Consider the following 25,410-nt stretch of genomic DNA (forward strand, 5'->3'; position numbering starts at 1 on the left):
TGGTTGTTGGCGGTGGTGCTGCCTCCGGCGACGGTCGCGCACTTCCCGGTCTGGACGTTCACGATCTGGAACGTGCCTTCCGTGATCCGTGCCGCTGCGATGCCGGGCGTCGTCGGCTGCGCCACCGTGGGAGCGGGCAGCAGCATGAGGCCTCCGGCCGCGAAAACCGACGAAGCCGCCAGGAGACGACGTACACGAGTCTTCTTGCGCATGGGAGCGCTCCTCTTGCCTCGATGACGAGGTGGGAGTCGGGAGAGTGGGAGTCGCGGCCCCTTGTCCAGGGGCTCCTGCCGCTGATGATCAAGGTGCGGCCGCTCCTCCCACTATCGGCGCCGGGGACCGGCCCCGCAACCGAGGGTCCCGGATCCCCGCACCGGCGCAGCGGCCCGCGGGATCAGCTCAGGGGGATGGTGCGGATCAGGCCGGCGAAGGCCTGCTGCTCCGCCTCGGTCAGCTCCACCGACTCCATCGGGTGCGCGGCCGAGGTGCGCTGGGCCGGGATGACCGCGAGGCCGTCGAAGGCGCCGGGCTCCGGGTGGTGGAAACGGCTGTCCCACAGCATGTGGCCGAGGCCGACGACCCAGACGAGAGCAGCCACGAGCAGGACGGCGAGGCCGATCTCCTGGGCGAGGGAGATGGAGGGGAACACGCGGTCCTCCAGAGGGTGCGGGCGGTCCGGGGCTGTGCAAGATCGAGCGTGGGGACACTCAACACCAGAACCGGCCGAATGGGTAGCGATGTGGCGAGCCTCACGCCAGGGCCGAAAGTCCCCACGTGGCCCGAGGGCCCGGCCGCCGGGGAGGCGGCCGGGCCCTCGGCCGTGCGCGTGGCTACGCCTGTGTGACTACGGGCGGAAGCGCAGCACCTGCGGGTCGTGGTCGCTGTTCTGGTTCGCGAACTCGGCGTTGATGTGCACGCTGTCGTACGTGAACGACTTGATCGCCGGGCTCGTCAGGATCTGGTCCAGCACCTGCGCGTTGCCCTGGAAGACGTACGAGTACCGCTCCGACTTCGGCAGCGACTTGATCGCCGGGTACAGCGCACCGCCGTCGGCCAGCGCGTTCGTCGTCGCCGAGAACTCGAAGTCGTTGATGTCGCCGAGGACGAGGACGTTCGCGTTCTTGTCCGCCGCCAGGATCTCCTTGACGAAGCCGTTCACGGCCTGCGCCTGGAGCAGGCGCTTCTCCTCCGACTTGCGCACCGGCGGCTGGTGGTGCGAGGCCAGGCCCTCGTCGCCGCCCTTGGAGCCGAAGTGGTTGGCGATCACGAAGACCGTCCGGCCGCGGAAGACGAACTCGCCGGCCAGCGGCTTGCGGCTGTCCGCCCACGCCGGGTTCGCCGGGTCGATGCGGCCGGGGGAGTGGGTCAGGGCGGCCTTGCCGTTCTCCTTGACCACGCCGGTCGCCGTCACCGCGTCGCCCGGGGCGCGCTCGGTGAAGGAGACCCGCGCCGGGTTGAAGAGGAACACCTGGCGGATGTTGCCGCCGGGCTCGCCGCCGTCCTTCTTGTCCTCCGGGTTGACGGTCCGCCACTGGTAGGCCGGGCCGCCCGCCGCGGCGATCGCCGCGGTGAACTTCGTCAGCGTCTGCTCGGCCGAGACGGTGCCGTCGTTCTTGGCGCCGTTGTCGTCCTGGATCTCCTCCAGGGCGAGGATGTCGGGGGAGGCCAGGTTCTCGACGACCGCCTTGGCGAGGTTGTCGAACTTCTCCTGCGGGTCGGTCGGGTCGAGGTTCTCCACGTTGTACGTGGCCACCGCGAGCTCGCCGGGGGACTGCGGCTTGGTCTTCTCGGGGGCCAGGGTGCCCGCCTTGACGGTGCCGAGGGTGCGGGCCACCAGCGTGTAGCCGCCGAACTGGTTGAAGTCCAGCGGGCCTTCGGTGGTGCCGGTCAGCTTGTCGCCGACGTTGGCCACGGGGAAGGGCTGCTGCGCGATCGGCGCGAGCTGCTGGATCTGGAGGCGGCCGGTGTTCTGGGACTCGTACGAGCCGTAGACCGTGCCACCGCGCTTGGCGGCGTTCTCCCAGCCCTTCACCGTGACCCACAGCTCCGAGTACGGGTCGGTGGCGCCGACCACGCGCGAGGTGCCGATCTTGACGTTCATGCCCTCGAGGGACTCGTAGTAGTCCAGGGCGTAGCGCGAGGGGTCCAGGGTCAGGCCGTTGATGCTGCCCGCGGCGGCCGGGTCGCCGGCGGGGGCGTACTCGGCGGGGACCGTGTACTCGTTGACGGCGGTGGCCCCGGGCAGCGCGTTGCCCGAGGAGACGACGGTCACGACCGGCTTGGAGATCTGGGTGGCCGACTGGTTGCCGGAGGCGACGCCGCCCGGGACGTACTCGCCGACCAGGCCGGAGACCTTCACCGCGTCGCCCACGGCGACGGTCGGGACCGAGCTGGTGAAGACGAACACGCCCTCGCTGGTGGCGGCGTTGTCGTCCGCGTCGGGGTCCTGGATCCAGAAGCCGCGCGAGCCGTACGTGCGTACGCCCGTCACGATGCCCTCGACGTCGGCGACCTGCTTGCCGTTGAGCGGGGATATCCGGGTGGTGCCCTGAATGTCGTGGATGCGTATCGGATCGGCCGACGCGGCACCCTCGGCGGCGTCGGCGGAACCGGCGAGCAGGCCGGTGGCCAGCGCGGTGGCGACGAGGGCCGCGACGGCGGCGGAACGGGGATGCGAGGAGCGCATGGGCAGGAACTCCGGTGTGGGATGGGGAAGGCGTATATCTACGCGCGTCAATTTCGTTCCTGGCCTGCAAAGTTGTCAACCCCTCCAGGGGATACGAAAGCTGTCTGTGGGATGAACCAAAGGGGATGGCCCGTCGGGCCCGCCCGAATTGCGTCTACGCTGGGGCGCCGCAAGAAGGTCACGACCGCCTGCCGCCCGGCCGTACGACCGTCGGGCCGACCCGCCGCAGGGCTGTCCGAGGGCCGTCCGGCCGCACGACCGCCCCACCGCGCCCGCGAGGAGAACCGCCCCATGTCCGCTGAGTCGCACCCCACGCTGCCGCCGGTCCGGCTGCTCTCCGACGCGGAGCTGGCCCGAGACGCGCTCGCCGCCCCGCTGTTCGCGCGCGCGGTACGCCTCGCCCGCTGGGCCGGACCCGACACCCGCGTGGACGTCGGCGGCGAACTCGTCGCGGCCCAGCTCCCCGAGGCCGTCGCGGTCCTCGGCCTCGACCCCGCCGACGAGGACTCCCCGGTGTACGCGAGCCAGGCCTGGCGGGTCGCCGTGGACACCGGCCTGGTCGACGTGACGGAGCCGGACGAGGACGAGTACGACCCCGAAGGCACAGTCACGGGCGCGGGCAAGGGAGGCGCGGGCGCGGGCGCGGACGGGAACGCGGCGTCCGGGGCGGACGCGCAGGACCCGCTGGACGCGGCCGACGAGGCGCGCGAGTTCGGCACCGCAGCCGCGGGCGAGGACCTCGCACTGGTGACGGGCGGCGCCCCCGGCGACGTGCTCGACCTGTGGCTCGCGGCCCTGGACACGGTCCTCGCGGACGCGGCGGTACCGGCCCTGGACGACCTCGTGGACGCGCTCGACGCGGGCGGCGAGATCGACTTCGACCAGCTCGACTGGAACCCCGGCCGAGAGGCGGACTTCCTCGACGGGGTCCTCGCCAACCTCTACCTGCTCACCGTCGCCGAGGGCGGATCGGCCGACGGCCCCGTGCCGCTGCCCGTGCTCGCCGCCTCGATGGTGGTGCCCGACGACATGGGCGACCCGACCGACGCCGTCCTGGAGCAGGTCTCGGACGCGATGATGCGCCTCGACGACCAGTTCCGGCAGCTGGAGCCGATCGGGCTCGTCGAGTTCCGTCCCGTCGACGAGGACCTGCTGGCGGAGGCCGGCGAGGAGGAGCCGGCCACCGCTGCGGGCCGGCACGCCGACGAGGACGACGAGGAGGACGTGTCCCGGTACGGCATGGTCCGCCTGACCCCCCTCGGCCTGTACGGCATCCGCGCCCGCATGCTGGAGGCCGGCGTCGAGGCCCCGGCCGTCGGCGAACTGGCCGACAAGGGCGCCGACACACTGCTCGACGCGATCTCCCACTACCCCGAGAGCGCGGCACAGGCCGAGATCGAGCAGTGGCTGGCCGGCCGCGAGCTGCCCACCGCGGTCGCCGAACTGCTCGCCGCCGCCAAGGGCGACGACGAGGGGGCCCCGCTGCGCCGGCTGCGCTGCCAGCAGGCCCTCGCCCCGGCCGGGGCGGAGGCCGAGCAGGCGCTCCGCGCGGTGCTGCACGACGCGGAGCTCGGCGGGCTCGCCCGGGTCTGGCTGGCGGAGCGCGGGGTGGCCGACGTACCGGCGCCGGACGGGCAGATGGTGTTCTGGCTGACGGTCGACACGATCGCGGCGCAGCTCGCCGCGGACGGGGAGACGGAGGAGCTGCCGGTCCTGATGGAGACGCTCACCGCCCATCACACGGGATTCTTCGACCAGGCGTGGCGCGTGGAGCACCCGGCGACGGCGTACGTCCTGGAGGCGATGGGGCGGCTGCACCCGGACAAGAAGATGGCGAAGGAGGCCCGCAAGGCCGCGTTCAAGGCGCGTTCCCGGCACGCGTGAGACGGCTGTAATGAGACGTTCCTGAAGCGGAGTTGGCCATAACCGATCGGGTGAAGGGGTCGCCCTCCGTTCCTGGGTAGTTCAGCGGGCGTTCAGGTGCGGGCGGGAGCGTGTGCGCCGACGACTGCACCGCAGGCGCACCACCTCCCCACCCCAGGAGACCCGATGCCGCTCAGCCGTAGAGATTTCACCGCCCGCACCGTCATCGCCGGTGCCGGCGTCGCGCTCACCGGGGCGGTCGGCGCACTCGCCACCGCCCCCGGAGCGCTGGCGGCCGACGACAGCACGCAGCGCGACGAGCACGGCCGCCCCAAGGGGCCCGGCTACGGCCCGCTCGTCCCCGACCCGGCGGGCATCCTCGCGCTCCCCGCCGGATTCAGCTACCGCGTCATCACGCACAGCGGCGTCACGAAGCTCGACTCCGGCGAGTCCACCCCGTCCAACCACGACGGGACGGCCGCCTTCGAGGGCCGCCGCGGGGTCACCCTCCTCGTCAACAACCACGAGCTGAAGGGGCCGCGGACCGGCTGGGCGCGCCCCGTACCGCTCGCCGAGGGCCTCGTCTACGACCCGGCCGCGGCCGGCGGCTGCACGGTCGTCGAGGTCCGGTGCGGCGGCGAGGTCGCCGAATGGGTGGGCGTCGCCGGTACGTCGACCAACTGCGCGGGCGGTTCCACCCCCTGGGGGACCTGGCTGACCTGCGAGGAGACCGAGGACCTGGCCGGCAAGAACGGCATGACCAAGGACCACGGCTACGTCTTCGAGGTGGACCCGCACGACCGCCGCGCCAACCGCGACCCGAAGCCGGTCAAGGCCTTCGGCCGGTACGCGCACGAGGCGGTGGTCATCGACCCCAGGCACGGCCACGCCTACCTGACCGAGGACGCCTCCGGCCCCAACGGGCTGCTCTACCGGTGGACACCGCCGCGCGGTTTCCACCACGGGCGCGGCAAGCTGCGTACCCTCGCGGACGACGCGGGCGTGCTCGCCGCGGCCAAGTGCTTCGACAGCTCGGGCGTGTTCGTCGACGACCTCTCGCGGGCCACGAAGATCGGCACCGTGTACGGGGTCGACTGGGTGCCGGTCGCGGACCGCGACGCGCGGACGGTCGCGGTGCGCAAGCAGTTCGGGACCGGCGCGGTGACGCGGGGGCGCAAGCTGGAGGGGATGTGGTGGGCCGACGGCGGCGCCTACTTCGTCTCCTCGTTCGCCCGTGAGGAGAGCCCGGGCGCCGCGCACGACGGCCAGGTGTGGTTCTACGACCCCAAGCGGCGGACGATCCGGCTGACGGTCCTGCTCGGGGTGAACGCCGACCCGGCGGCCGACGGCGGCTACGACGGTCCGGACAACATCACGGTCTCCCCGTGCGGCGGCCTGGTCATCGCGGAGGACGGCTCGGGGCTGCAGCACCTCTTCGGCGCGACCGAGTCGGGGCGCACGTACCCGCTGGCGCGCAACGAGATGAACACGGGGACGGCCGAGGAGCCGGAGTACTCGGAGTTCGCCGGCGTCTGCTTCTCGCCGGACGGACGGACGCTCTTCGCCAGCATTCAGGACCCGGGCATCATGCTGGCCATCACGGGTCCGTGGCGGCGTACGCGCTGATGCGCAGGCGCCCGGTATGACTGAGCCGCCGGGTGGTGGCCCCGGCGGCTCTGAGCTCAGCGGCTCATCGAGTGGGGGTCGGCGTCCTGCCGACTCCCCGGCTCATCGGTTCGGACATGCCTCGGCGCGGCTGGCCGCGGCCCACTCCTCCAGCAGGAATTCATACGCGTCGGAGGGCCACTCGCCATCCACCCGAGTCTCGACGAGGTGCCGGATCGCCTCGTTCGCCTCGGCGGCGGACGGGCGCGCGGGACCCGCGGGCTGGAGTGTCTGGTGCATGGGATCCAGGCTACGGGCGGGCACTGACAGCCACCTCCCGATTAAGGGTGGAATCGATCACCCGGAGCGGTGACCGGTGGCTCCATGTGCCCGCCCACCTGCTCAGAGTGCCTGCGAGGCCGGCTTGACCATGCCGCGCACTGTGCGGGACTTCACAAACTCGCCCATGGCCGTCATCTCCCATTCGCCGGAGAACTGCTTGATCAGCTTCGCCATCATCACGCCGGTCTGCGGCTCGGCGCTCGTGAGGTCGAAGCGCACCAGCTCCTCGCCGCTCGCGGCGTCGATCAGGCGGCAGTAGGCCTTGGCCACCTCGGTGAACTTCTGGCCGGAGAAGGAATTGACCGTGAAGACCAGGCCCGTCGCATCGGCGGGGAGCCGGCCGAGGTCCACCACGATGACCTCGTCGTCGCCCGCGCCCTCGCCGGTGAGGTTGTCGCCGGAGTGCTTGATGGCGCCGCCCAGGATGGACAGCTTGCTGAAGTAGCAGCTGTCGATGTGGTTGCGCTGGGGGCCGTACGCGATGACCGAGGCGTCGAGGTCGATGTCCCGTCCGCGGAACGCGGGCTCCCAGCCGAGGCCCATCTTGACCTGGGAGAGCAGCGGGCGGCCGCCCTTGACCAGGGACACGGTCTGGTTCTTCTGGAGGGTGACCCGGCCCTTGTCCAGGTTGACCTTGCCGGTGTCGACGGTGGTGGGGGGCGCCAGGGGCATCTGCGGGAGGACCGGGATCGAGGCCGCGGACGCGGCCGTGGCCAAGGGCGGCGGGGGCGGCTCCTCGTCCACCGAGACCCCGAAGTCGGTCGCGATGCCGGCCAGGCCGTTCGCGTACCCCTGGCCGACCGCGCGCACCTTCCACGCGCCGCCGCGCTGGTAGACCTCGACGACCACGAGGGCGGTCTCGGTGCCGAGCTGCGGCGGGGTGAAGGTCGCGATCACCGAGCCGCTGGCCGCGTCCCGTACGGTCGCGGTCGGCTCGATGCCCTGGAAGGTCTGCCCGGCGGCATCGGGGCTGGCCGTGACCACGATCCGCTCGATGCCGGGCGGCAGCGCGCCGATGTCCACGGTGATCGAGTCCGGTGCCGCACCGCCGCCGGACCGGTAGGTGATACCGGGGCCGGACGGCTGGTTGTAGAAGATGAAGTCGGCGTCGGAGCGCACCTTGCCGTCCGCCGTGAGGAGGAGACCGGACACGTCGAGCCGCACCGGAGCAGCCACGTCCACCGTCACGCGGACGGTATTGAGCGGCAGGTTGGAACCAGGGGTCATAGCGGTCATGCATCCAGAACGACCGACACCGCTTTGCCGTTCCCTTACACTCGCGCGAGATTTCAGCGCCGGTTGCGGGGGTGGTTCTTCGCCGTGCGCTCGTTCCCGAACTTGTACGCGCCGGTCCAGCGGGCCATGACCAGCTGGGCGTCGCCGGATTCCACCTCGGCCAGGAACTTTTCGGCCCGGCCGCCCCGCAGGGTGCCCGCGGTCCGGCCCTGGTGCGTGATGACGACGGTGCTGTCGCCCAGTCGTTCGTACGAGAATCCGTGCGGTTTCGGCATGGACCGCAGCCTGCCCCGCCCGGGGCGGGGCAGGCAACGGAATTTAGCCCTGCCGCTGCTCCGGGCCCGCTTCCGTGACGCGGCGCGGCAGCCCCAGCGGGTTGGCCTCGCGCAGCTCCGGCGGGAGGAGCGGGTCGGGCACCGACTGGTAGGCCACCGGGCGCAGCCAGCGCTCGATCGCGGTCCCGCCGACCGAGGTGGAGTGCGAGGTCGCCGCCGGGTAGGGGCCGCCGTGGTGCTGGGCCGGGGCCACGGCCACGCCGGTGGGCCAGTTGTTCACCACGACCCGCCCGGCCAGCGCCGTGACCTGCGAGAGCAGCTCCGCGGCAGGCCCCGGAGCGCCCCCGGCCTCTGCCGTCGAGAGCTGGAGGGTGGCGCTCAGGTTGCCGGAGAGCCGGTCCAGCACCGCGGCCGCCTCGCCCTGGTCGGCGTACCGGACGACCACGGTGACCGGGCCGAAGCACTCCTCCAGCAGGACCTCGTAGCCGCTGCCGCTGTCGCCGCTGTCGCCGCTGTCGCCGCTGTCGCCGCTGTCGACGCCGACGAGGCTGCGCGCCGCGACGCTCAGGTAGCCCGCGCCGACGGTGTGCTCTCCGCCCGCGCCCGGGGCGACGGGCGCGGTGACCCCTGCCAGCGCGGTCCGCTCGCGGACGCCCGCGACGAAGTTCTCCCGCATCCGGTGGTCCAGCAGCACGCCCGGCTCGGTCTCCCCGAGGGCCTTGGTCAGCGCGCCGGTGACCCGGTCGCCGTCCGCGCCCTCGGGCACCAGCACCAGGCCCGGCTTGACGCAGAACTGGCCGACGCCGAGCGTGACCGAGCCCGCCAGCCCGGCGCCGATCTCCTCGGCGCGCTCGGCGGCGGCCGCGGGGGTGACCACGACGGGGTTGAGGGAGCCGAGCTCCCCGTGGAAGGGGATGGGCACGGGCCGGGCGGCGGCCGCGTCGAAGAGGGCCCGGCCGCCCCGGATCGACCCGGTGAACCCGGCGGCGGAGACGAGCGGGTGGCGGATCAGCTCCAGGCCCGAGTTGAACCCGTGCACCACGGACACCACATCGGCCGGGAGCCCGGCCGCGACGGCCGCCCGGCGCAGCAGTGACGCGCACAGCTCGGAGGTGGCCGGGTGGTCGGGGTGCGCCTTGACGACCACGGGGCAGCCGGCCGCCAGGGCGCTCGCGGTGTCCCCGCCGGGAACGGAGAAGGCGAGCGGGAAGTTCGACGCGGCGTAGACGGCGACCACGCCCAGCGGCACCTTGAAACGGCGCAGTTCGGGGCGCGGCGGCGTGCGGTCGGGGTCGGCGCGGTCGATGCGGATGTCGAGGTAGGCGCCCTCGTCCACGGCGTCCGCGAAGGCCCGCAGCTGGCCGGTGGTGCGGGCGAGCTCGCCGGTGAGGCGGCCCGGGCCGAGCGCGGTCTCGGCGTCCGCGGCCTCGACGACACGGTCGGCCGACTCGTCGAGGAGGTCGGCGGCGCCGCGCAGGAAGGCGGCGCGGGTGGCGGCGTCGGCGAGCGCCCCGCGGGCCGCGTGGGCCGCGCGTACGGCTTCGTCCACCTCGCGGGACGTGGCCTCGACCGCAACCTGTTCGCGCTGCTTCCCGGTGCGGGGGTCCACACTCCAGACTGGTGTTGCTGCCATGGCGCACTGCCTCCTGGATCTACGCTGACCCGCGCGATGTCGTTCAGTATTCTGAACGCCGTTCCGATGGATGAATGATCACATCCATCGTGGACTCTATTTCCACGTCTTCCGGGTTGACAAGGGACAAGAGGGGCACGAAGGCGAATGGCCACAACTGAGTCGGTGGAGCCGGAGGCTTCGCAGGGGCCGGCCGGTCCGGGGGGCGCGGGCGCGTCGGCGGCGGTCAAGTCGGCGGTACGCACGGTCCTGTTGCTGGAGCACTTCGCGGCCCGGCCGGGACTGCACAGCCTGGCCGACATACAGCACGACCTGTCCCTGCCCAAGTCCAGCCTCTACATGCTGCTGCGCACGCTGGTGAACCTGGGCTGGGTGGAGACGGACGCGACCGGGACGAGGTACGGAATCGGCGTACGGGCGCTGCTGGTCGGCAGCTCGTACATCGACGGGGACGAGGTGGTCGCGGCCGCCAGGCCCACCCTCGACCGGCTGTCCGACGACACGACGGAGACCATCCACCTGGCCCGGCTGGACGGGACGAGCGTGGTCTACCTCGCCACCCGGCAGTCCCAGCACTACCTGAGGCCCTTCACCCGGGTCGGACGGCGGCTGCCCGTGCACTCCACGGCGCTCGGCAAGGCGCTGCTGGCCACGCACACGGACGAGGAGGTACGGGCCCTGCTGCCGCGGCGGCTGGAAGCGGTCACCGAACACACCGTCACCGACCGGGAGCGGCTCATCGAGGAGCTGGCCCTGGTGCGCGAGCAGGGGTACGCCGTCGACCGCGAGGAGAACACCCTGGGGCTGCGCTGCTTCGGGGTCGCGCTGCCGTACCGCACGCCGGCGCGGGACGCGGTGAGCTGCTCGGTGCCGGTGGCGCGGCTGACGCCGGGGCACGAACGGGCCATCAAGGCCGCGCTGTTCGAGGCGCGTGACCGGCTGTCGGTGGTGACCCGGCGGATGTGAGCGGCCGATGGGAGCGGGGGATGTGACCGGGGGATGCGACCGGCGGACGTGAGCGGGGGAGTCGGCGGTTCCTCCCCCGGGTGGGGGAGCGGGTTCCCCTTCACGGGGGAGGTGGCGGGGGCGTGGGCGCGGGACCGTTGGGTCATGAGCACGCGAGCCGTTGAAGCGGCGTACGAGACGAGTCCGAAGCGGACGTCGGCCCCCGGCCACCGCCCCGCCCCGGGGCCGGGGGCCGGGCGGCGGATCCTGCGGGCGGTGGCCCTGGCCGCCACCCTGCCGTATCTGGCCCTGAAGGCCGCCTGGCTGTCCGGGAGCCGGATCGGGATACCCGACGGCAGTGTGCTGCTGGAGCCCGGCCCGGGGCTCATCCTGGCCAATTCCGTCACGCTGGCCATGGACGCGAGCGTGATCGTTCTCGTGCTGATGTTCACCCGGCCGTGGGGGCTGCGGGTGCCGTCCTGGCTGCCGGCCGTACCGGCCTTCGTCGCCACCGGGCTGCTCACCCCGATCCTCACCGGGTTCCCCGGCCAACTGCTCGTACGGGCGCTGGACCTGGGGGTGGACGGACCCGCGAAGGCGGCCCGGGAGCCCTTCCTCGACCCGTGGGTCTTCACCGTCGTCTACACCGGCTTCACGATCCAAGGACTCGCCCTCGCCGGGCTGTTCGTGCCCTATGCGCGGGAGCGGTGGGGGTGGCGGTGGCAGGGTGCGATAGGCCGGCGGCTCCCGTCGCCCACGGGGGTGGTGGCGGGAGCCGCGGCGCTGTCGGGCCTGGCGGTGGGGGCGGTGCTCTTCTACTGGGCCTTCGGCGGTGAGGCCGGTATGGGCGCCGACCGGGTGGCGCAGTTCTCCACCGGTGTGGCCGTGGTGACCGCGGTGCACGGGGTGTGCGCGCTCGCCGCCGGGGCGGGGGCGGTGCTCCTGGCCCGGGGCGGGGAGTCGGGGGCGCGGTGGCCGCTGGCCGTCGCCTGGACGGGCTCCGCGGCGGCGATGAGCTGGGGGCTGTGGATGCTGGTCACCTCGATTGGTCCGCAGCTGGACGGCGGTGAAGGGGCCACCGCCGCCACCCGGTTGGCCTACGCTGGCCAGATGATCACCGGACTGCTCGGGGCTGTCGTCCTCACCCGCTTCCTCACCTCCCGCCGAGAGGGGTGATGCGCGGCCGGCTGGGCAGGCTGCTGGGGGTGCGGGCCCGGCTGCGCTGGGTGCACCTGGTACTCGGCGGGGCCCTGCTGATGCCGTACTTCCTGCTCTCGCAGGTGGTGGTCGGCATGGTCGCCGGTGGCGCCAACGTCCTCATCTCCCTCCCGCTGAGCCTCGCCGCGTACGCGGCCGCGCTGCCGCTGGCCGCCGCGACGGCGGTGTCCCCCCTGGTCAGGCCGATGTCGGTGGCCGCGGTCCGGGCCATGTGCGGGGTACCGGGGGAGCGGCTGGCCGAGGGGCCCGCCCGTTCGTGGGCCGCCCGGGGGCGGACCGCGGCCTGGTGGACCCTGCACCTGGGGGTCGGGGCGCTCGTCAGCGCGCTGAGCCTCGGGGTGCCGCCGATGGCGGTGGTGCTGCTCGCGGTCCCGTTCGTGCCGGCGCTGCGGGGGACGGGGCTCGGGGTCGGCTGGTTCAGCACCGAGGCCGAGCCGTACATCGCACCGCTGCTCGGGGCCGGGCTGCTGACCGGGCTGGTGCTGTGCGTCGCCGGGTCCGGGGCGCTGCTGGCCCGGCTGGCACCCGTACTGCTCGGGCCGACGGCGGCGGACCGGCTGGCGGCGGCCGAGGAGCGGGCCGCCGACCTGGCGGTGCGCAACCGGCTGGCGCGGGAGCTGCACGATGCGGTCGGGCACGCGCTGAGCGCCGTCACCCTCCAGGCGAACGCCGCCCGGCGGGTGCTCGACAGCGACCCCGGCTTCGTACGGGAGGCGCTGACGGCGATCGAGGACACCGCCCGGCGCACGGTCGGCGAACTGGACGTGGTCCTCGGCCTGCTGCGGGACGGGGACCCGGCCCGGCCGGACGCCGCGCCCGCGCCGACCCTCGACGCCGACCTCGACGGGCTGCTGGCCCGGACCCGGGCGGCCGGCACCCCGGTCCACGCCGACCTGGACCCGGGGCCGACCGGGGGCTGGGCGCAGCTCCCGGTGATCGTCTCCCGCGAGGCGTACCGGATCGTCCAGGAGGGCCTGAGCAACGCCCTGCGCCACGGCGGGGGCCCGGTGGACGTGCGGATCGCCGTCCGCACCGGACCCGGGGAGGACCCGGCCCACGGGGGCCGGGGCGAGAAGGAACGGAACGGACCCGTTGAACTGGAGATCACCATGACCAACCCGCCGGCCGCCTCCGAGGGCCGGGAGCCCCGGACCACCGGAGGCCGCGGTCTGCGCGGCGCCGCCGAGCGGGCCTCGCTCCTCGGGGGCCGCATCGAGGCCGGCCCCCACGAGGACAGGTGGCGGCTGCGGGCCGTCCTCCCCCTGAGCGCGGGCACCCGATGAGCCGGCCGCCGCTGCGGATCGTGCTCGCCGACGACGAGCGGATGGTCCGCACCGCCCTGCGGGTCATCCTGGAGGCCGAGCCCGACCTGGAGGTGGTCGGGGAGGCGGCCTCCGGTGCCGAGGCCGTGTCCCTGGTCCGGGCGCTGGCCCCCGACGTGGTGCTGATGGACGTCCGGATGCCCGAGGTCGACGGCATCCGTGCCACCGAGCAGATCCTCGCGACCATGGCCGGGCCGCCCCGGATCCTCGTCGTCACCACCTTCGAGAACGACTCCTACGTGTACGGCGCGCTGCGCGCCGGCGCCGCCGGGTTCCTGCTCAAGCGCGCCGATCCGGACGAGCTGATCGGCGCGGTCCGGCTCGTCTCCCGCGGCGACTCGGTGCTCTTCCCGGCCGCGGTCCGCTCCCTGGCCGCCGCCCACGCGCCAGGCGCCCCGGCCGCGCCCTGGGTGGCCCGGCTCACCGACCGCGAGGCCGACGTACTGCGCCTGATGGCCACCGGGCTGTCCAACCACGAGCTGAGCGAGCGCCTCGGCGTCGGGCCGCAGACGGTGAAGACCCACGTGGCAGCGGTCCTGGCCAAGACCGGATCCCGGGACCGCACGCAGGCGGTCATCGCGGCGTACGAGGGAGGGTTCCTGCCGAGGTCCAGATGAGGAAAAGCTGAGAACCCCGCCACAATCGGGGCAGAGCGGAACGCCTGGGGGCCTTGGGACGTCCTTCTGGGGGATGAACAAAACGATCAGGCGTGCGTCGGTCTTCTGTCTCCTCCTGGTGCTGGCCCTTTTGGTGCGGGTCACCTGGGTGCAGGCATACCAAGGCCAGGCCCTCGCAGACGACAAGAACAACCGACGGAACAAGATCGACCAGTTCGCGAACCCGCTCGGGAACATCATCGTGGGCGGAGAGGCGATCACGGGCTCGACGAAGACCACCGAGGACAAGGACTTCGGATACAAGCGGACCTACACCGACGGCCCGCTCTACGCGCCGATCACCGGCCGCAGCTCACAGGTCTACGGCACGAGCATGCTGGAAGGCGTCTACGAGGGCATCCTCAACGGCTCCGACAGCCGGCTGAAGTCGATCATGGACGTGCTGACGAACAAGCGGGCCGCCCCGGGCAACGTCCTGACCACGATCGACAAGGACGTGCAGAAGGCCGCCTACGACGCGCTCAAGGACTACCAGGGCTCCGCCGTCGCCATCGATCCCGCCACCGGCTCGATCCTCGCCGTGGTGAACAACCCGTCCTACGACCCGGGCCGCATCGCGGGCGCCGGCGACGGGGCCGCCTGGAAGGAGTACCTGGGCGAGGACGGCAAGGGCAAGGCCATGGAGAACGACGCCCTGCGCAAGCCGCAGGCGCCGGGCTCCACCTTCAAGCTGGTCACCCTCGCCGCGGCGATCGAGAACGGCCTCGTCACCAACATCGACGCGCCGACCGGGATCCAGGCCCCCTACACGATCCCCGGCACCGTCACCAAGCTGCCCAGCGAGGCCGGCGACGCGGGCTGCAACAACGTTTCGGCGCGCGACGCGCTGAAGAAGTCCTGCAACAACGTCTTCGCGGAGTACGCGCACCGGCTGGGCCAGGACAAGATGCGGGCGATGGCCGAGAAGCTCGGCTTCAACAAGGAGATCGACACCCCGGTCCGCACCACCCCGTCCAGCAAGTACCCGTCGAAGAAGATGTCGGTCGACCAGGTCGCGCAGACGGGTATCGGCCAGTTCGACGTGCAGGCCACGCCGTTCCAGATGGCGATGGTCACCGCCGCGATCGAGAACGGCGGCAAGCTGGTGGCCCCGCACATGGTCTCCGACGTCACCGACTCCAACGGCAACGTGCTGGAGAGCTTCAAGAACCCGAAGTCCGAACAGGTCATGAGCGCCAGGACCGCCTCGATGCTCCAGGACGCCATGCGCACCGTGGCCACGGACGGCGGCGGCAAGACCGCGCAGGTGCCGGGGGCCGAGGTGGGCGGCAAGACCGGCACCGCCCAGCGCGGTGTCAACAACAGCCTCAATCCGCTCGCCTGGTTCACCTCGTACGGAAAGGTGAACGGCAAGCAGATCGCGGTGGCCATCGTGATCGAGAACTCGGACACGGACCGCTCCGAGATCGGCGGCGGCAAGCTGGCCGCGCCGATCGCGCAGAAGATGATGGCGGCCTGGCTGAAGAAGTAGCCGTGCCCAGCGCGCCGGGAACCGACACGGTTCCCGGCGCGTTCCCCTTCCCATGATCAGAACCGCGCGGCCGGCCGACCTCGACGCCATCGCCGCCCTCCACGCCCGGGCCCGCGCCACCTACTACCAGGGCCGCATCCCCGAGGAGGAGTACGGCGGCGCCGCCGAGCTCGCGCGCACCCGCGAGGGCTGGTCCGTGGCCGTCGCGCGGGCCGCCGCCGACGGCGGGGTGCTCTGCGCCGAGCAGGACGGGGAGCTCACGGGGATAGCCGCCTTCCGTACCGCCGACGGCGAGACCACCCTCACCCAGCTCCACGTGGACCCCGTCCACTGGCGCCGCGGCACCGGGGCCGCCCTGCACGCGGCGTGCGTCGAGGCCTGGCGCCGGGCCGGAGTCCGCCGGGTCCGCCTGGAGGTCTACGAGCACAACCTCCGCGCCCAGGCGTTCTACGCCGCCCACGGCTGGCTCCCGGCCCGGTCCGGCCCCCGTCCCGGCTCCCACCGCACCCTCTGGCTCACGCTGGAACCGGCCGCGCCGGCGTCCGGGGAATGGGACGCCGGACCACTTGGTTGAACCCGGAACAGTTCATTCCCCGGAACGTCCCGGACGAGGAGAGAAGAAGGAACATGCGCGTCGAGATCTGGAGCGACATCGCTTGTCCGTGGTGCTACGTCGGCAAGGCCCGGTTCACCAAGGGGCTGGCCGACTTCGCGCACCGTGACGAAGTGGAGGTCGTCTTCCGCTCCTTCGAGCTCGACCCGAACAGCCCCAAGGGCCAGGTGGAGCCGGTCCTGGAGCTGCTGGCCAAGAAGTACGGCCGCACCCTCGACGAGGCGCGCGGCATGGAGGAGCACGTCGCCGCCTCCGCCCGCGCCGAGGGGCTGACGTACCGCACCGAGGGCCGTGACCACGGCAACACCTTCGACGTCCACCGCCTGCTGCACCTGGCCGCCGCGCGCGGCCGGCAGGAGGAACTGCTCGACCTCGCGTACCGGGCCAACTTCGCCGAGGAGCGGTCGGTGTTCGACCCCGAGGTCCTGGTCGCGCTCGCCGTCGAGGCCGGACTGGACGGCGACGAGGCCCGTGCGGTCCTCGCCGACGACTCCGCCTACGCCGCCGAGGTGCGGGCCGACGAGCGCGAGGCGGCCGAACTGGGCGCCAACGCCGTCCCGTTCTTCGTCCTCGACCGCCGCTACGGGATCTCCGGCGGGCAGCCCGCCGAGGTGTTCACCCGGGCGCTGGAGCAGGCGTGGGCCGGGCGCGAGGTCATCGAGCCCGTGCCCGGAACCGGGTCCGAGGCCGGGGCGTGCGAGCCCGACGGTGCGTGCGCCGTCCCGCAGGCATAAGTCTTCCTTTAGGTTGGCGTGTAAAACCAGGTAATGGACTTTGGGTCGGACTCGGCGCAGAGTGGACGCATGGATCTTCTCGTCGAAGCCGCCCGTGCCGAGTTCGCCCATTCCACCACCTACCTGAACACCGCCACCTGCGGCGTTCTCCCGCGTTCCGCCGTCGCCGCCGTACGCGAACTCGCCGAGGCGGCGGGGGCCGGACTTCCCGCCGGATTCGGTGACTTCGACCGCGTGGACCGGGTCCGCGCCGCCTTCGCCCGGCTGGTCGGCGTGGCTGTCGACCGGGTCGCCCTCGGCTCCTCCGTGGCCACCCATGTCGGCCTGGTCTCGGCCTCCCTGCCGTCCGGGGCCGAAGTCCTCTGCCCGGAGGGCGACTTCGCCTCCGTGATCAACCCCTTCGTGGTGCGCGACGACCTCAAGGTCCGCTTCGCGCCGCTGGAGTCCCTCGCCGAAGCCGTCGGCCCGGACACCGCGCTGGTCTCGCTGAGCGCCGTACAGTCCGCGGACGGGCGGACGGCCGACCTCGCCGCGGTGCGCGCGGCGACGACCGCGCACGGGGCCCGCATGCTGGTGGACGCGACCCAGGCGGCGGGCTGGCTGCCCTTCGACGCGTCACCGTACGAGTACACGGTCACCGCCGGCTACAAGTGGCTGCTCGGCGGCCGCGGAGCCTCGTACCTGACCGTGTCGGAGGAGGCCCAGGGCACCCTCACCCCGCTGCACGCCGGCTGGGTCGCGGCCGAATCCATCTGGGACGCCACCTACGGGCCCATGCCGCAACTGGCCCACGGAGCCCGCCGGTTCGACGAGTCCCCCACCTTCCTCGCCTACCACGCGGCCGAGGCCTCGCTGGCCCTGCTGGAGCGGATCGGCATCGAAGCCGTCCACGCCCACGACACCGCCCTCGCCGCCCGCTACCGGGCCGGCCTCGCCCGCCTCGGCCACGAGCCGGTCCCGGGCGATTCGGCCATCGTCTCGCTGCCGGGCCTCGCCGACCGGCAGCCCGCGCTCCTGGCCGCCGGCATCGCCACCTCGGCCCGCGCGGGCGCCCTGCGCGCCTCGTTCCACCTCTACACCACCGAGGCGGACGTGGACCGGCTGCTGGACGCCCTCGCCTGACGCCCTCGCCCGAGACCGGCGCGTCAGCGCAGGTCCGCCGCCCAGGCCGCCGCGGCCGCGTCGAGCGCCGGCGCCGGGTCGGCCGCCAGGGCGGTCGCGAGGGCCGTCAGGGAGGCCCGGACCACGGGCAGCGACGCCGCCGGACCGTAGTGGTTGACCCGGACCATCTCCTGGGCCAGCGCGCCGCCGCCCGCCGCGAGCGGCGCCGCCGGGTCCGCGGCCAGGGCCTTGGCCACCACCAGCGCCGCCTCCGGGAGGCGCAGGGTGGTGGCCACCGGCGCTGCCGCCGACGCGAGGCCGACGTACGGGGAGACGCCCAGCGCCGCCGCCCCCGCGCGGGTCGCCGCGGCCGCGGCCGCGTGGCGGGCCGTCAGCGCGGGCAGCCCCTCGGCCGCGATCCGGTCCAGGCAGGCCTCCAGCGCCAGCATCTCCAGCTGCGCCGGCGCGTGCAGCAGCGTCTTGCGCCCGCCGTCGATCCAGCGCTCCTTCCAGTCCAACAGGGAGAGGTACGAGCGCCGGGGCGCGGCCGGGTTCTCGGCGAAGCGGGCCCAGGCCCGGTCGGAGACCGACACCGCCGAGACGCCCGCCGGGCCGCCCATCGCCTTCTGCGCGCCGATCACGCACAGGTCCACGCCCCACGCGTCGGGCAGCAGCGGCTCGGCGCCCACCGACGCCACCGCGTCGAGCATGAACAGCGCCCCGTGGGCCCGTACGACCTCGCCGATCTCCGCGACCGGGTTGGTGTTGCCGGTGGCGGCCTCCGCGTGGACCAGCGACACGAAGTCGATCTCCGGGTGCGCGGCCAGCGCCGCGGCGACCTGCTGCGCCGTCACCGCCGTGTCGAAGGGGACCGCCAGATCCACCACCGTCGCCCCGCAGTCGCGCAGCCAGTTGCCGAAGGTGGTCCCGTACGGGCCGGTGACGATGTTCAGCGCGGTCGATCCGGGCCGCGCGCCCGACCGGATGCACCCCTCCAGCGGCAGCAGCGCCTCGCCCTGAGTGATCACCACGTCCTGCCGCGTGGAGAGGAGGTCCGCGACGCCCCGCTCGATCGACGCGAAGCGCTCCGCGGTGAGCGGCGGAAGGTCCAGGAGGGGGTGGGTCACGGCACTGCTCTCTTCGTCCGGGGTTACCGCGAAAGCCTAACGACCGCGCACGTAAGGTGCCGACATGAGCGATGTGAGCGGGTTCGGCGAACCGGGTCGGGTGCTGCACGTGAAGGGGCGGGTGCTCATCGGACCCGATGAGGTCCGCGACGAGGTCTGGGTGGTGGGCGGCCGGATCTCGTACGAGCGCCCGCGCGCCGCCCGCGAGGTCACCGAGGTCGCGGGCTGGGTCCTGCCGGGCCTGGTCGACGCGCACTGCCACGTGGGACTCGATGCCCACGGGCCGGTCGACGCACAGACCGCCGAACGCCAGGCGCTGGAGGACCGCGCCGCCGGCACCCTCCTCATCCGCGACGCCGGATCGCCGTCCGACACCCGCTGGATCGACGACCGCGAGGACCTGCCGAAGATCATCCGGGCGGGCCGGCACATCGCACGCACCCGCCGCTACATCCGCAACTACGCCCACGAGATCGAGCCGGCCGACCTCGTCGAGTACGTCGGCCGGGAGGCCCGCCGCGGCGACGGCTGGGTCAAGCTGGTCGGCGACTGGATCGATCGCGAAGCCGGGGACCTGACCGCCTGCTGGCCGCGCGCCGAGGTGGAGGCGGCCATCGCCGAGGCGCACCGGCTGGGCGCCCGGGTCACCGCGCACTGCTTCGCCGAGACCGCGCTGCGGGACCTGGTCGAGGCGGGCATCGACTGCATCGAGCACGCGACCGGGCTGACCGAGGACACCATCCCGCTGTTCGCGGAGCGCGGGGTCGCGATCGTGCCGACCCTGGTGAACATCGCGACCTTCCCGAAGCTGGCAGCCGGCGGCGAGGCGAAGTTCCCCGGCTGGTCGGCGCACATGCGCCGGCTCCACGAGCGCCGCTACGACACCGTCCGCTCGGCCTACGACGCGGGCATCGGGGTCTACGTCGGCACCGACGCGGGCGGCTCCCTGCCGCACGGCCTGGTCGCCGCGGAGGTCGCGGAGCTCGTGAAGGCCGGCATTCCGCCGCTGGAGGCCCTCTCGGCGACCGCGTGGGGCGCCCGCAGCTGGCTCGGCAGGCCCGGCCTGACCGAGGGCGCGCCGGCCGACCTCGTCGTCTACGCGAGCGACCCGCGGGCCGACGTACGGGTGCTGGCGCAGCCGCTGCGCGTCGTCGTGAACGGCCGGGTCGTGGCCTGATCCCGGCTGGTTGACGGCGCGTTACCCCGGCGGCCCGGTGGTCGTTGTGAACGCCATCGCCGCGGATCGCCGGGGGCGGTGCCCGTCACGGGCGGGGGTCTAGGGAACTCCCGTTCCTCGTGAGGCGCAAGAAATCGAATGTATGCATGGAAACCACCCTTTGGGGTGAACTCACGTCGGGTTGCCGCCCGTTCACTCTCAGTGCGTAAAGATTCCGGGGTCGAGGCCGTCGGCGCGCGCAATGTCCCCCATTGGCGGCGCGACGGCTCCCATCTCCCTGGGGGTTCCACCAACTTGAACAGCAACACCTTCCGCATGCCCGCGGCCGCTCTGCTCGCCACGGGAGCGGTCGCCCTGCTCGCCGCTCCGCCCGCCTTCGCCACGGGAGGCGGCCACGCCGGGGGCGAGGGCAAGGCCAGTGCCGTCGTCCTGCGCACCGGACTGGACGTCGGCCTGCTCAACAAGACCCTGCACGTCCCGCTGACCGCCACCCTCAACGAGGTCAGCGCTCCGGCGTCCGCCGAGAAGAAGGCGCTGGCCGTGACCCTGGACGGGGTCGAAGGGGGGAAGCCGGTGAGCGTGCTGCGGGCCGACGTCGCCACGTCCAGGGCGACCGCCGACAAGAACCGAGCCGAGGCGGAGGCCAACCTCGCCAAGGCCCGCGTGCACGTGCCGGGACTGCCCGCGCTGTCCCTCGTCGAGGTGGAGAAGGTCACCTCCAAGGCCGTCTGCGAGGCGGGCCGGGAGCCCGTGGCGAGCTCGAACGTCCTCGGCACCGTGACCGCGCTCGGCAAGAAGGTCACCCTCTCCGCGGGCGGCCCGACCAAGGTCGAGGTGCCGGGCGTGGGCCTGGTCAGCCTGGAGCTGTCCGGTACCGAGACCACCTCCACCACGGCCGCCGCGGCGGCCCTGCGGCTGAAGGTCTCGGTGAACCCGCTGAGCCTGAACGTGGCACAGGTGGAGGGCGAGGTCGTGCTCGCCGAGGCGCGCTGCGAGTCCCCCGCGGGGCCGGCGCCGAGCACGTCCGCCACACCCGGCGCGTCCTCCGGCACCGTCTCCGATGCCAAGCCCCAGACGGCCGCCTCCGGGACCGGGTCGGCCCTCGCCACGGAGGCCAACCTCGCCGAGACCGGCGGCGGTTCGCTCACCCCGTACGTCGCGGGCGGCGCGCTGATCCTGCTCGGCGTCGGCGCGGGCGCGCTGGTGGTGACCCGACGCGGCAGGGCCTCGTAGCGCGGTCGACGGCGGCGTACGCGGCCCGCTCGGCGGCGGGGAGCCCGGGGTCGGAGCCGCGTCGGCGACGCTGGCATCGTAGGCCGCGAGCATCACCAACACCGGCTGGGCGCCCCAGTGGTACGGCCTCTCCCGAACAGCACACCGCCCCTCCCGCCTTTGGGCGGGAGGGGGCGATTTTGTCGTGTACCGGTACCGTTCAGGTGTCGAGTCTGAACGGGAGCCAGTATGCACTCTCTATCGCACGACCACACCGGCGCGCGCATGAAGCGCCTGCGCCTTGAGCGCCACCTCACCCAGCAGGCCGTATCGGACCTTGCCCAGGTCCCGTACAGCACCTATACGAAGACCGAGCAGGGCGTCATCGCAGCGTCACCCCACCTGATCGCAGCGGTCGCTCGGGCGCTGCGCGTATCCGTAGCCACGGTCACCGGCCAGCCGTACACCACCGAACTCCGGGTCGATGAGCTGGACATCCTCATTCGCCCGATCCGCGAAGCGCTAGACGTCTATGAGCTCGGTGCCGACCCGGACATCCTCCCGCGTGCTCACCAGCTCCTCGCCGACGACGCCCAGGCCCTGCTGGTCGCGGTCCGAGCCGGTGAAATCAAGCAGACCGCGCAGGCGCTGCCCGGGCTCATTCAGGAGGCCACCACAGCCGCCCACGCGGCCCTGGGCTGGGACGGCTGGGGGTTGCTGGCCAGCCTGTACCGCACCGCCTACGATGTCTCCTCGAAGCTCGGCTACTACGACCTGGCCGGGCTGGCGCTGGCCCGTATGGACTGGGCGGCGGAGCGCGGCTCAGACGCAGTCGTCGGCGGCATCTACCGCTACATGAGAGCCCTGACGTACCTCCGCGAGGGCGAGTACCGAACCGGGGAGCGACTGGTGCGCCTCGGGTTGCGCACCCTGGCGCAGGCGGAGCCGTCCCGGGAGCGGGAGGTCGTTACCGGGCAGCTCCATCTGGGCGCCGCAGTGATGGCCGGCAGGTCCAGGGACCGCGGTCGCTCGGACGGGCATCTTGCAGAGGCGGAGCGGATCGCCGCCAGTACCGGCGAGGCCGTCAACGTTCACTGGCTCGCGTTCGGCCCAACGAACGTGGCCGTGCACCGGGTTAGCGTGCTGGCCGAGCTGGACGAATACGGGCAGGCCACCCAGGCGGCCCGTGGAGTGACGATTCCCGGCGACTGGCCGAAGTCCCGGAAGTCGCACCACTACGCGGAGCTGGCGAGGTCCCAGATGTGGACGGGTGACCTGGACAGCAGCTTCCAGAACCTGTTGCGGGCGCGGAAGGCGGCGCCGCAGCAGGCCCGTTACCACCAGACGGTGCGGGAGACCTACTCGGGCCTGGAGGCGGCCCGCCGTCAGCTCCCGGATTCGTTCCTGTCGTACGGCTCCTGGCTGGGAGTCTGACCGACTGCAAGGCTCTGGCCCCGACGATCAACATCCCGTGATAGTCGGGGCTTTGTCGTGCTCCCACACTCGTCTCATCACCCGCTGACGACGGTAGGGAGCACCGGTATGACCGACGCGTTTCTGGAGCATCTGAGGGAGGCCGAGGAGTTGTCGGCCGAGGTGCTGGGTCCGTATGGGGCTCGCCCTCCGCGTGAGGACATCGACATCGTGACGGGTGAGCTGATCCGGCTCGGTCTGCCCCTCGCCGCGAAGATCGCCGCGATTCCCGCGGGTGAGCGGTTTCCGCGGGCCGAGGGGGCCGTCGCGGATTGGACGTATTACGTCGCGAAGGGCGTTCTCGGTCCGGGCGACCACCTGGCGTGGAATTACGCGCGCGGCCTGGCCCGCGTGGTGCGGTCCCTGGCCCTCGGCATCCGCGAGCACCAGCCGACGAGCGCGCTGTGACGTACCCGCCGAGGCAGCCGTCCGGGCCGCCGTCGCAGTGTCCGGCGTGCGGCGCCCGGCCGGTCTCCGGGAGCGGTCCTGAGGCCGGTGCCACCGTCCACGAGGAGGGCTGCCCCCGCGGCGGCCCCGACGGGATCACCTGATGGCCGACAGTCTCGACCGGATGCAGCGGCAGGCGTTCGACCTGACGCGGCTCACCCGCGCCGTGACCGAGTCCGACCGGCATCCCGGCGGGGTCTGCGCCCAGGAGTCCGTGCTGTGCTGGGGCTGCCGGATGTCGGCCCCGATCGCCTTCAGGTTCGGCGGCCCGATGGCCGACTGCCGGGTGTGCGGTTACGCCTGGGCCGTGCGGCACGACCCCGAGTACTGCTGGCAGCGCTAGAACATCACCCGCGGCGGGCCCGACGGGATCACCTGACTCCCCACGATCGCCGCCCTGGCCCCCCGAAGCGCCCGCCACCCCCTTGGGTTTCGCCTGGTTGGAGGTGACCGGCAAATGCCAGGAACTGTGCCTGCTACGCCGACTCCTCCCCGCAGGGCACCCACGGCACGATGGCCGTGGCCGACTGGCGGTTGGTCATCGACCAGCTCGCGTCCATGGGCGCCCGGGACGTCCAGTTCATCGGCGGCGAGCCCACGCTCCACCCACACCTGGAGGAGCTGATCGCGCACGCCCACGTCAGGGGGCTCGGGATCGAGGTGTTCTCCAACCTCGTCACCATCCGCACCTCGCTCTGGGACGCGTTCCAGCGCTACGGCGTGAAGCTGGCCACCTCCTAAGGTCAGTGCTCGGCCAGGGCGAGAGCGTGGTCCAGGGCCTGCAACAGCCGCCCCGTCGTGGCCCGGTCCCGGACCGCCAGCCGCAGCCACGAGCGGTCCAGCCCCGGGAAGGTGTCCCCGCGCCGGACGGCGAAGCCGAGCGCACGCAGCCGGGTGCGCACCTCCGCCGCGCCCGGGACCCGGACGAGGACGAACGGGCCCTCGGCCACCCCCGCCACCGTGACCTCGTCGAACTCCGCGAGCCCGGCCAGCAGGTGCGCCCGGTCCACCGCGATCTGCCGGGCCGCCGCCTCCGCCTCCGCCAGCGCCCGCGCGCTCATGCAGGCCTCGGCCGCCACCAGCGCCGGTGTGGAGACCGGCCACAGCGGCTGCGCCGCCGCCAGCTTCGCGATCACCTCCGGCTCCGCCAGCACGTAGCCGATCCGCAGTCCGGCCAGCCCCCAGGTCTTGGTCAGGCTGCGCAGCACCACCAGACCCGGTACGTCCATCCGCCCGGCCAGCGCCTCCCGTTCGCCGGGGACCGCGTCCATGAACGCCTCGTCCACCACCAGGATCCGGCCGGGCCGGGCCAGCGCGGTCAGCGCGGCCGCCGGGTGCAGCACCGAGGTGGGGTTGGTCGGGTTGCCGACGATCACGAGGTCGGCCTCCTCCGGGACCGCCGCCGGGTCCAGCCGGAACCCGTCCGCCGCCCGCAGCACGACCCGCTCCACCTGGTGACCGGCATCCCGCAGGGCGGCCTCCGGCTCGGTGAACTGCGGGTGCACCACCACGGGCCGGACCGCGCCCAGGGCCCGCGCGATCAGTACGAACGCCTCCGCGGCCCCGGCCGTCAACAGCACCCGCTCGACCGGCAGCGAGTGCCGCTCCGCCACCGCCGCGCGGGCCGTCCGGCCGTCCGGGTACGCGGCGAGATCGCCGAGGGACTCCGCGATCCGCTGCTTGAGCCAGTCCGGGGGAGTCTGCGCCCGTACGTTCACCGCGAGGTCGACCAGCGACCCGCCGGCGTCGACCACCTCCGCGTCCCCGTGATGGCGCAGGTCGTGCCCCTGCGCCGTCGCGACGGCGCAGGTCGCCGCCACCGACCGCCGCTTGGGTACGAGCAGTTCCCCGCCCCCTGCGAGCGCCGCGGCCTCCGCCACCGACGGCGTACCCGCGGCCTCACGGGCGGAGTCGGAGGGATGCGGGACCGCTATGGCGGCCAGCCGCTCGGCGGGGTAGGTGAGCAGGGGCACGCCGAAACGTTCCGCCGCGCCCGCGATGCCCGCCTCGGCGGCCTTCGTCTCCACCGTGGCCAGCGCCGTCACCGACCCGGAGGCGAGCCCGGCCCCCCGCAGGGTCTCCTCCACCAGGGCACAGACCTCCGCCACGGAAACCCCCGCGCGGCCGCCGACACCGACCACCAGCTGCGGCGCGTACTCGCCCACCGGGATCACTCCTCTTCCGTCTTCGTCGTCAACAGTCCGTGGCCCGCGGTCCGCGCGGGGAAGTGCGCGCACGGCGAGGAATAGGTAT

Annotated in this window: 24 protein-coding genes and 1 pseudogene; 16 read left to right on the top strand and 9 right to left on the bottom strand. The window is 73.1% G+C overall.

Annotated features, from left to right (window positions below; translation table 11 throughout):
- The 3 genes and pseudogenes from AB0M99_RS16465 to AB0M99_RS16475 all read right to left on the bottom strand — a co-directional run.
- Positions 1-212, bottom strand: a pseudogene (locus AB0M99_RS16465) (hypothetical protein); the annotation flags it as partial.
- Positions 213-394: 182 nt separating this feature from the next.
- Positions 395-649 (bottom strand): hypothetical protein, encoded by a 255-nt coding sequence (locus tag AB0M99_RS16470; protein ID WP_365920829.1) that lies wholly within the window; start codon positions 647-649, stop codon positions 395-397.
- 195 nt (positions 650-844) lie between these two features.
- Complete coding sequence (locus tag AB0M99_RS16475; protein ID WP_365920831.1) at positions 845-2,686, bottom strand: endonuclease/exonuclease/phosphatase family protein; 1,842 nt, start codon at positions 2,684-2,686, stop codon at positions 845-847.
- A 291-nt stretch (positions 2,687-2,977) separates the two neighbouring features.
- Between AB0M99_RS16475 and AB0M99_RS16480 the strand changes: the two genes are divergently transcribed.
- Positions 2,978-4,570 (top strand): hypothetical protein, encoded by a 1,593-nt coding sequence (locus AB0M99_RS16480; protein ID WP_365920833.1) that lies wholly within the window; start codon positions 2,978-2,980, stop codon positions 4,568-4,570.
- 165 nt (positions 4,571-4,735) lie between these two features.
- Positions 4,736-6,175 (top strand): alkaline phosphatase PhoX, encoded by a 1,440-nt coding sequence (locus AB0M99_RS16485; protein ID WP_365920835.1) that lies wholly within the window; start codon positions 4,736-4,738, stop codon positions 6,173-6,175.
- A gap of 102 nt (positions 6,176-6,277) precedes the next feature.
- Here AB0M99_RS16485 and AB0M99_RS16490 read toward each other — a convergent pair whose 3' ends face one another.
- The 4 genes from AB0M99_RS16490 to AB0M99_RS16505 form a co-directional block, all read right to left on the bottom strand.
- Positions 6,278-6,454: a hypothetical protein gene (locus AB0M99_RS16490; protein ID WP_365920836.1), complete on the bottom strand. Its 177-nt coding sequence runs from the start codon at positions 6,452-6,454 to the stop codon at positions 6,278-6,280.
- Positions 6,455-6,556: 102 nt separating this feature from the next.
- Positions 6,557-7,732, bottom strand: coding sequence for a TerD family protein (locus AB0M99_RS16495; protein WP_365920838.1), 1,176 nt, complete (start codon positions 7,730-7,732; stop codon positions 6,557-6,559).
- Between the two features lie 53 nt (positions 7,733-7,785).
- On the bottom strand, positions 7,786-8,007 hold the full coding sequence (locus AB0M99_RS16500; RefSeq protein ID WP_365920840.1) for a hypothetical protein: 222 nt from the start codon (positions 8,005-8,007) through the stop codon (positions 7,786-7,788).
- Positions 8,008-8,050: 43 nt separating this feature from the next.
- Positions 8,051-9,640, bottom strand: a complete 1,590-nt coding sequence (locus tag AB0M99_RS16505; protein WP_365920842.1) for an aldehyde dehydrogenase (NADP(+)) — start codon at positions 9,638-9,640, stop codon at positions 8,051-8,053.
- A 147-nt stretch (positions 9,641-9,787) separates the two neighbouring features.
- On the opposite strand from AB0M99_RS16505, the gene AB0M99_RS16510 reads away from it, so the two are divergent.
- From AB0M99_RS16510 to AB0M99_RS16545, 8 genes are all read left to right on the top strand, one after another.
- Positions 9,788-10,606, top strand: coding sequence for an IclR family transcriptional regulator (locus tag AB0M99_RS16510; protein WP_365920844.1), 819 nt, complete (start codon positions 9,788-9,790; stop codon positions 10,604-10,606).
- A 144-nt stretch (positions 10,607-10,750) separates the two neighbouring features.
- Complete coding sequence (locus tag AB0M99_RS16515; RefSeq protein ID WP_365920846.1) at positions 10,751-11,761, top strand: hypothetical protein; 1,011 nt, start codon at positions 10,751-10,753, stop codon at positions 11,759-11,761.
- Positions 11,761-13,086, top strand: a complete 1,326-nt coding sequence (locus tag AB0M99_RS16520; RefSeq protein WP_365920848.1) for a histidine kinase — start codon at positions 11,761-11,763, stop codon at positions 13,084-13,086. The genes AB0M99_RS16515 and AB0M99_RS16520 overlap by 1 nt, the downstream gene beginning before the upstream one ends.
- Positions 13,083-13,742 carry a response regulator transcription factor gene (locus tag AB0M99_RS16525; RefSeq protein ID WP_365920849.1) on the top strand — a complete coding sequence of 220 codons (660 nt, stop codon included), beginning with the start codon at positions 13,083-13,085 and terminating at the stop codon, positions 13,740-13,742. The genes AB0M99_RS16520 and AB0M99_RS16525 overlap by 4 nt, the downstream gene beginning before the upstream one ends.
- A gap of 73 nt (positions 13,743-13,815) precedes the next feature.
- On the top strand, positions 13,816-15,273 hold the full coding sequence (locus tag AB0M99_RS16530; RefSeq protein WP_365920851.1) for a penicillin-binding protein 2: 1,458 nt from the start codon (positions 13,816-13,818) through the stop codon (positions 15,271-15,273).
- 52 nt (positions 15,274-15,325) lie between these two features.
- Complete coding sequence (locus tag AB0M99_RS16535; protein ID WP_365920853.1) at positions 15,326-15,847, top strand: GNAT family N-acetyltransferase; 522 nt, start codon at positions 15,326-15,328, stop codon at positions 15,845-15,847.
- 53 nt (positions 15,848-15,900) lie between these two features.
- On the top strand, positions 15,901-16,620 hold the full coding sequence (locus AB0M99_RS16540; RefSeq protein ID WP_365920855.1) for a DsbA family oxidoreductase: 720 nt from the start codon (positions 15,901-15,903) through the stop codon (positions 16,618-16,620).
- Between the two features lie 69 nt (positions 16,621-16,689).
- Positions 16,690-17,742 (top strand): aminotransferase class V-fold PLP-dependent enzyme, encoded by a 1,053-nt coding sequence (locus AB0M99_RS16545; protein WP_365920857.1) that lies wholly within the window; start codon positions 16,690-16,692, stop codon positions 17,740-17,742.
- A 23-nt stretch (positions 17,743-17,765) separates the two neighbouring features.
- Here the strand turns inward: AB0M99_RS16545 and AB0M99_RS16550 are convergent, their stop codons facing one another.
- Complete coding sequence (locus AB0M99_RS16550) at positions 17,766-18,848, bottom strand: aminotransferase class V-fold PLP-dependent enzyme (RefSeq protein ID WP_365920859.1); 1,083 nt, start codon at positions 18,846-18,848, stop codon at positions 17,766-17,768.
- A 64-nt stretch (positions 18,849-18,912) separates the two neighbouring features.
- Here AB0M99_RS16550 and AB0M99_RS16555 point away from each other — a divergent pair, with 64 nt between their 5' ends.
- The 6 genes from AB0M99_RS16555 to AB0M99_RS16580 all read left to right on the top strand — a co-directional run bounded on the left by AB0M99_RS16555 (position 18,913) and on the right by AB0M99_RS16580 (position 23,898).
- The gene (locus tag AB0M99_RS16555) at positions 18,913-20,025 is read left to right on the top strand and encodes an amidohydrolase family protein (RefSeq protein ID WP_365920861.1); all 1,113 of its coding nucleotides are present in this window, start codon (positions 18,913-18,915) and stop codon (positions 20,023-20,025) included.
- A 294-nt stretch (positions 20,026-20,319) separates the two neighbouring features.
- Complete coding sequence (locus tag AB0M99_RS16560) at positions 20,320-21,258, top strand: SCO1860 family LAETG-anchored protein (protein WP_365920863.1); 939 nt, start codon at positions 20,320-20,322, stop codon at positions 21,256-21,258.
- A 228-nt stretch (positions 21,259-21,486) separates the two neighbouring features.
- Complete coding sequence (locus AB0M99_RS16565; protein WP_365920865.1) at positions 21,487-22,671, top strand: helix-turn-helix transcriptional regulator; 1,185 nt, start codon at positions 21,487-21,489, stop codon at positions 22,669-22,671.
- A gap of 108 nt (positions 22,672-22,779) precedes the next feature.
- The gene (locus AB0M99_RS16570; RefSeq protein WP_365920867.1) at positions 22,780-23,118 is read left to right on the top strand and encodes a hypothetical protein; all 339 of its coding nucleotides are present in this window, start codon (positions 22,780-22,782) and stop codon (positions 23,116-23,118) included.
- Between the two features lie 142 nt (positions 23,119-23,260).
- Positions 23,261-23,500 carry a hypothetical protein gene (locus AB0M99_RS16575; protein WP_365920869.1) on the top strand — a complete coding sequence of 80 codons (240 nt, stop codon included), beginning with the start codon at positions 23,261-23,263 and terminating at the stop codon, positions 23,498-23,500.
- A gap of 170 nt (positions 23,501-23,670) precedes the next feature.
- On the top strand, positions 23,671-23,898 hold the full coding sequence (locus AB0M99_RS16580; protein ID WP_365920871.1) for a radical SAM protein: 228 nt from the start codon (positions 23,671-23,673) through the stop codon (positions 23,896-23,898).
- A 2-nt stretch (positions 23,899-23,900) separates the two neighbouring features.
- Here the strand turns inward: AB0M99_RS16580 and cobC are convergent, their stop codons facing one another.
- Complete coding sequence (gene cobC, locus AB0M99_RS16585) at positions 23,901-25,322, bottom strand: Rv2231c family pyridoxal phosphate-dependent protein CobC (protein WP_365920873.1); 1,422 nt, start codon at positions 25,320-25,322, stop codon at positions 23,901-23,903.
- Positions 25,323-25,410: the final 88 nt, after the last annotated feature.

This window comes from Streptomyces sp. NPDC051183, assembly GCF_040682455.1.
In the GTDB taxonomy this organism is placed as follows: Bacteria; Actinomycetota; Actinomycetes; order Streptomycetales; family Streptomycetaceae; genus Streptomyces.

Excerpts from the sequence above, each read along its gene's own strand:
- AB0M99_RS16475 (WP_365920831.1), bottom strand. The coding sequence starts at position 2,686 with ATGCGCTCCTCGCATCCCCGTTCCGCCGCCGTCGCGGCCCTCGTCGCC.
- AB0M99_RS16480 (WP_365920833.1), top strand. The coding sequence starts at position 2,978 with ATGTCCGCTGAGTCGCACCCCACGCTGCCGCCGGTCCGGCTGCTCTCC.
- AB0M99_RS16485 (WP_365920835.1), top strand. The coding sequence starts at position 4,736 with ATGCCGCTCAGCCGTAGAGATTTCACCGCCCGCACCGTCATCGCCGGT.
- AB0M99_RS16490 (WP_365920836.1), bottom strand. The coding sequence starts at position 6,454 with ATGCACCAGACACTCCAGCCCGCGGGTCCCGCGCGCCCGTCCGCCGCC.
- AB0M99_RS16495 (WP_365920838.1), bottom strand. The coding sequence starts at position 7,732 with ATGACCGCTATGACCCCTGGTTCCAACCTGCCGCTCAATACCGTCCGC.
- AB0M99_RS16500 (WP_365920840.1), bottom strand. The coding sequence starts at position 8,007 with ATGCCGAAACCGCACGGATTCTCGTACGAACGACTGGGCGACAGCACC.
- AB0M99_RS16505 (WP_365920842.1), bottom strand. The coding sequence starts at position 9,640 with ATGGCAGCAACACCAGTCTGGAGTGTGGACCCCCGCACCGGGAAGCAG.
- AB0M99_RS16510 (WP_365920844.1), top strand. The coding sequence starts at position 9,788 with ATGGCCACAACTGAGTCGGTGGAGCCGGAGGCTTCGCAGGGGCCGGCC.
- AB0M99_RS16515 (WP_365920846.1), top strand. The coding sequence starts at position 10,751 with ATGAGCACGCGAGCCGTTGAAGCGGCGTACGAGACGAGTCCGAAGCGG.
- AB0M99_RS16520 (WP_365920848.1), top strand. The coding sequence starts at position 11,761 with ATGCGCGGCCGGCTGGGCAGGCTGCTGGGGGTGCGGGCCCGGCTGCGC.
- AB0M99_RS16525 (WP_365920849.1), top strand. The coding sequence starts at position 13,083 with ATGAGCCGGCCGCCGCTGCGGATCGTGCTCGCCGACGACGAGCGGATG.
- AB0M99_RS16530 (WP_365920851.1), top strand. The coding sequence starts at position 13,816 with ATGAACAAAACGATCAGGCGTGCGTCGGTCTTCTGTCTCCTCCTGGTG.
- AB0M99_RS16535 (WP_365920853.1), top strand. The coding sequence starts at position 15,326 with ATGATCAGAACCGCGCGGCCGGCCGACCTCGACGCCATCGCCGCCCTC.
- AB0M99_RS16540 (WP_365920855.1), top strand. The coding sequence starts at position 15,901 with ATGCGCGTCGAGATCTGGAGCGACATCGCTTGTCCGTGGTGCTACGTC.
- AB0M99_RS16545 (WP_365920857.1), top strand. The coding sequence starts at position 16,690 with ATGGATCTTCTCGTCGAAGCCGCCCGTGCCGAGTTCGCCCATTCCACC.
- AB0M99_RS16555 (WP_365920861.1), top strand. The coding sequence starts at position 18,913 with ATGAGCGATGTGAGCGGGTTCGGCGAACCGGGTCGGGTGCTGCACGTG.
- AB0M99_RS16565 (WP_365920865.1), top strand. The coding sequence starts at position 21,487 with ATGCACTCTCTATCGCACGACCACACCGGCGCGCGCATGAAGCGCCTG.
- AB0M99_RS16570 (WP_365920867.1), top strand. The coding sequence starts at position 22,780 with ATGACCGACGCGTTTCTGGAGCATCTGAGGGAGGCCGAGGAGTTGTCG.
- AB0M99_RS16575 (WP_365920869.1), top strand. The coding sequence starts at position 23,261 with ATGGCCGACAGTCTCGACCGGATGCAGCGGCAGGCGTTCGACCTGACG.
- AB0M99_RS16580 (WP_365920871.1), top strand. The coding sequence starts at position 23,671 with ATGGCCGTGGCCGACTGGCGGTTGGTCATCGACCAGCTCGCGTCCATG.